The 4,898-nt window shown below is 69.4% G+C and carries 2 protein-coding genes; both read right to left on the reverse strand.

Going from position 1 to position 4,898, the window contains the following annotated elements:
* A partial coding sequence (locus ACWD10_RS38240; RefSeq protein WP_451098419.1) for a type I polyketide synthase occupies window positions 1–1,535 on the reverse strand: 1,535 nt, incomplete at its 3' end.
* A 76-nt stretch (window positions 1,536–1,611) separates the two neighbouring features.
* Window positions 1,612–4,896: an SDR family NAD(P)-dependent oxidoreductase gene (locus ACWD10_RS38245; protein WP_451098420.1), complete on the reverse strand. Its 3,285-nt coding sequence runs from the start codon at window positions 4,894–4,896 to the stop codon at window positions 1,612–1,614.
* Window positions 4,897–4,898 lie beyond the last annotated feature (2 nt).

Genomic DNA, 4,898 nt, shown 5'->3' on the forward strand with positions numbered 1-4,898 from the left:
AGAATCGGCGTCGTCTCAGTCTGCTCGAGCCAGTCCGCCCAACGCCCCGCGTTCGCCGCCAACGCCCCGGCCGTGTGTCCCGACACCGGAACCACCACCGGAACCACCACTGGAACGACCGTCGACGGCTGCCCCTCATCTCCCGACGACCCAGCCGATTCCACCGGCTCCACCGCCGGGGCTTCCTCGATGACCACGTGGGCGTTGGTGCCGCTCAACCCGAACGACGACACACCCGCGCGCCGCACCCGCGCCTCATCCCGTTCCCACGGCCGCGCTTCCTGGAGCAGGGTGAGGCCGGTGTTGTCCCAGTCGACGTGTGTGCTGGGCTGTTCGGCGTGGAGGGTCTGGGGGAGGGTTTCGTGCTGGAGGGCCAGCACCATCTTCATGACGCCGACGACGCCGGCGGCGGCCTGGGCGTGACCGAGGTTGGACTTCGATGAGCCGAGGAACACTTGGTGTGCGCCGAATACTTCGGCCAGGGCGCCGGCCTCGATCGGGTCGCCCAGTGACGTACCCGTGCCGTGGGCCTCGATCGCGTCGATGTCAGTGGGCTTCAGCCGGGCGGACGCCAGGGCGTCCTGGATGACGCGCTGTTGTGCCGGGCCGTTGGGGGCGGTCAGGCCCTGGCTGCGGCCGTCCTGGTTCACCGCCGAGCCGCGGACCACGGCGAGGACACGGTCGCCGTCGCGCTCGGCGTCCGAGAGCCGCTTCAGGAGGACGACACCACAGCCCTCCGCCCAGCCGACACCGTCGGCCTCGGCCGAGAAGCTCTTGCACCGGCCGTCCGCGGCCATGCCCTTGAGCCGGCTGAACTCCACGAGGAGCGAAGGGGTGGACATGACGGTCACACCGCCCGCGAGGGCGAGGTCGCACTCGCCCTGCCGCAGCGCGGCGGCCGCCAGGTGCAGGGAGACCAGCGACGACGAGCACGCGGTGTCGACGGTGACGGCCGGCCCCTGCAGCCCCAGCGCATACGACACCCGCCCCGACACCACGCTGCTCGCGTTCCCGGTCTTCACATAGCCGTCGAGCGCATCGAAGTCATGGCCTTGGTGGTTGCCGTAGTCCGTGCTCATCGTGCCGAGGTAGACACCGGTGCGGCTCTCGCGCAGCGAATCGGGGCGGATGCCCGCCCGCTCCAGTACCTCCCACGAGGCCTCAAGGACCAGCCGCTGCTGCGGATCCATCGACAGTGCCTCGCGCGGCGAGATCCCGAAGAACCCCGCGTCGAACTCCCCGACATCCTCAAGGAATCCGCCCTCGCGGGCGTAGCTCTTGCCGACCGCCTCCGGGTCGGGGTCGTAGTAGTCGAGGCCCTCCCAGTGGGAGGGGGAGCCCCCGACGGCGTCCCTTCCCTTGACCAGCAGCTCCCAGAAGCCCTCCGGAGTGTCGATGCCACCCGGCAGCCGGCACGCCATCGACACGACCGCGATCGGCTCATAGAAACGCGCCTCAAGATCCGCCGCACGCTTCTGGAGGAGACGGATGGCGGGCAGCGCGCGATCCAGCTGAGCCTGAGTCGAGTTAGTCATCTCTGGGGCTTCCTATGCAAAAGTCAGCGGAAAGTGGGCGGCGTCATGGTGTGGTGTCCCGTGCGACGGGGCGGGCTCAGTCGCCTGCACCCGCGGCCTCCAGGAAGGCGTTGAGCTCGGCGTTGATGTCGTCGACCGAACGCTCCTCCAGGCCCGGGGCAGCGGAGGAGGGCGTGGCACCCGAAGTGCCCGCGGTGCCGTCCCCGCTTCCGCTCTCCCTGTTCGCGAGGTCCACGAGCATGTCGAGCAGACCGCTCCGGTGGAGTTGGTCGGCGGACAGGCGCTCCAGTACCCACTCCAGTACGGCCGGCGGGCTGTCCGGAGAGACGGACTGCCGTGCCGCCGTGTTGGTGCCGATGCCCAGCCGCTCGGTCACCAGCTTGGTGAGAGCGCCGGGCGTGGGGTAGTCGAAGACGAGTGTGGCGGGCAGGGAGGTGCCCGTGGCCGCGGCGAGCCGCCTGCGCAGCTCGACGGCCATCAGCGAGTCCAGGCCCAGCCCCTTGAGCACCTGGTGCGGTTCCAGCGTCGCGGTGTCGCTGATGCCCAGGACCGCGGCCAGTTCGTTCAGGACGACCTGCTGCACGCGCTGCGCACGCCGCTCCTCCGGCAGCGCCGCCAGCTCGTCGCTGAGCGAGGCGGGAGCATCACCGGCACGCCCGGCCTTGCGACGTAGCCGCGGCGGCACCAACGCGCGGAAGAGGGCGGGAAGTTCGCCGTCCTTCTCTGCTTCCCTCTGGACCGCCGCCAGGTCCAGCACGGCCGGTACGAGATGACTGTCCTGCCCGCGCAGCGCCTGGTCGAGCAGCCCCATGCCCGTTGCCACCGGCAATGGGGCGATGCCTCGCCGGGCGAGCCGGGCGAGCTCGGCCTGCCCGAGATGCGCCGTCAGGCCGGTGCCGGTCTGTTCCCAGAGTCCCCAGGAGAGGCTGAGGCCGGGCAGGCCTTGGCCGCGGCGGTACGCCGCCAGCGCGTCCAGGGCTGTGTTGGCGGCCGCGTACGTGCTCTGCCCGGCCGTTCCCAGGACACCGGCCGCACCGGAGTAGAGGACGAATGCGGCGAGGTCGAGGTTGAGTTCGGTGGAGAGGTGGTGCAGGTGGAGGGCGCTGTCGACTTTGGTGGTGAGGACGGTGGTGAGGCGTTCGGGGGTTTGGTCGGCCAGCAGGCCGTCGTCGAGGACGGCGGCGAGGTGGAAGATTCCGGTCCAGGGGTGTGCCGGGTCCACCTCGGTCAGTACCGCCCGCACCTGTTCCCGGTCGCTCATGTCGCGGGCGAGGACGTCGACGGTGGCCGCGCCTGCTGCGGTCAGTTCCGCCACGAGGTCTTCGGTGCCGGGGGTTTGCATGCCGCGGCGGGACGTGAGGACGAGGTGCCGTATTCCATGCGTGGTGACGAGGTGGCGGGCCAATACCTGGCCCAGTTCGCCGGTTCCGCCGGTGATCAGGACCGTGCCGGATGGGTCCAGCACGCTCGGGTTCGTGTCGGCTGCGCTTCCTGCCCGTGCCAGACGAGTCGCAAGGATCTGGCTGTCGCGTATGACCAGCTCGGGCTCGCCGGTGACCGTCAACGCCGAGTGGACGTCGGTGTCGGTGTGGTCGGTGTCGATGAGGCGGATGGTTCGTTCGGGGTGTTCGCTGCGTGCCGAACGTGCCAGACCCCACAAGGCCGCTTGGCCGAGGTTGGTGGCGTTGTCGCCTACTGCGCCGGTGGTGAGCAGGACGAGTTCGTCGTCCGACCCGGCGCTGTTACTCAGTTGCTCCTGGAGTGCGGTCAGTCCCCGGGCGGCGACCTCCGTCACCGAGCCGTTCCAGTCCCGCGCGTCGATCACCGTGCGACCCGTACCGGCGGTTGGTGTTCCGGTCGGGCGTACGGGCTGGAAGTCCACTCGGTACAGGTGATCCACTGAAAGCGACCCAGCCGCGGAACGCATCTGCTCTGCGGTTACTTCACGCAGATGCAGTCGCCCGGAGGCCACCGGCTCCCCGGCCGGATCACATACCCACAACCGCAGCGCTGTACCGGACGGCTCAACATCCGCCCGTACCCGCAGCTCCGAGCCGCCGATGGCGAACAGTTCCACGTCCGACCACTCGACCGGCAGCAGTGCACCAGCCGAAAGCCGCCGCGCAGCTGCCGATCCCTTCAGCACGTGCAACGCCGCGTCCAGCAAAGCGGGATGGACACCAAAGCCGTCCGTGGACACGTCCTCGGGCAAGCGGACCAGCCCGTAAGCCGTATCGCCGTCCCGCCACAACTCACTCAGCCCTTGGAAGGCCGGGCCGTAATCGATGCCCTGCGCCGCAAACGCCTCGTAGAAGCCATCCAGGCCGACCCGCTCAGCACCCGCCACCGGCCACTGCCGCAGCGACACCGGCTCACCCGCGACCGCATCCACCAGCACGCCAGCGGCATGCTGCGTCCAGGCCTGAACGCCTTCGCCCCGGCGGCCGTACACCGCCACCGCACGACGACCGTCCGCGTCCGCGGCCTCCACCCGGACCTGGAGCTGGAGTTCACCGGCATCCGGCACGACCAACGGCTCGACCAGGGTCAGCTCTGCGACACCACCCGCGCCTACGTGCTGTCCGGCGGCCCACACCAGTTCCAGCAACGCCGTGCCGGGAACAACCATGGCACCGAATACCACGTGATCCGCCAGCCACGGGAATTCCCGCAGTGATACGCGGCCGCTGAAGACCAGGCCTTCGTCGTCGGCGAGTTCGGTGACCGCACCGAGCCACGGATGCCCCACCGGTTCCAGCCCGACCGACGTCACATCACCCGACTTCCGCACCGCATCGAGCCAGTACCGCTCCCGCTGGAAGGCATACGTCGGCAACTCCACCCGCGCACCGGCAGCGGGAAGCACCGCATTCCACGGCACTGACACGCCGTACGAATGCAGCTCGGCCAGTGCGGTGAGCACCGCGCGTTCTTCCGTGATGCCCTTCCGTGCCGTCGGGACACACGCCGCGTCCTCGGCCGTGAGTGATTCCTGGGCCATCGCGGTCAGGACCGCTCTCGGTCCGATCTCCAGGAAGACGCCGACTCCCTGGTTTTCGAGGAAGCGTACGTCGTCGGCGAAGCGCACTGCGTCGCGGACGTGGCGTACCCAATAGGCCGCGTCCCGTGCGCCGCCGTCCGCTGGCGCGGGCATGGTGAGGTGCGGTGTCGCGTAGTCGATCTGTTCCGCGATGTGCCGGAATTCTTCCAGCATGGGTTCCATGAGGGAGGAGTGGAACGCGTGCGAAACCGAAAGCCGCTTCGTCTGCCGTCCCAGTGCTTCGAGTTGTTCTGTGAGGGCGAGGACGTCGGTTTCCGGGCCGGAGAGTACGACTGATTCCGGGCCGTTGACGGCTGCGATGT

This window comes from Streptomyces sp. NPDC002851 (assembly GCF_053591935.1).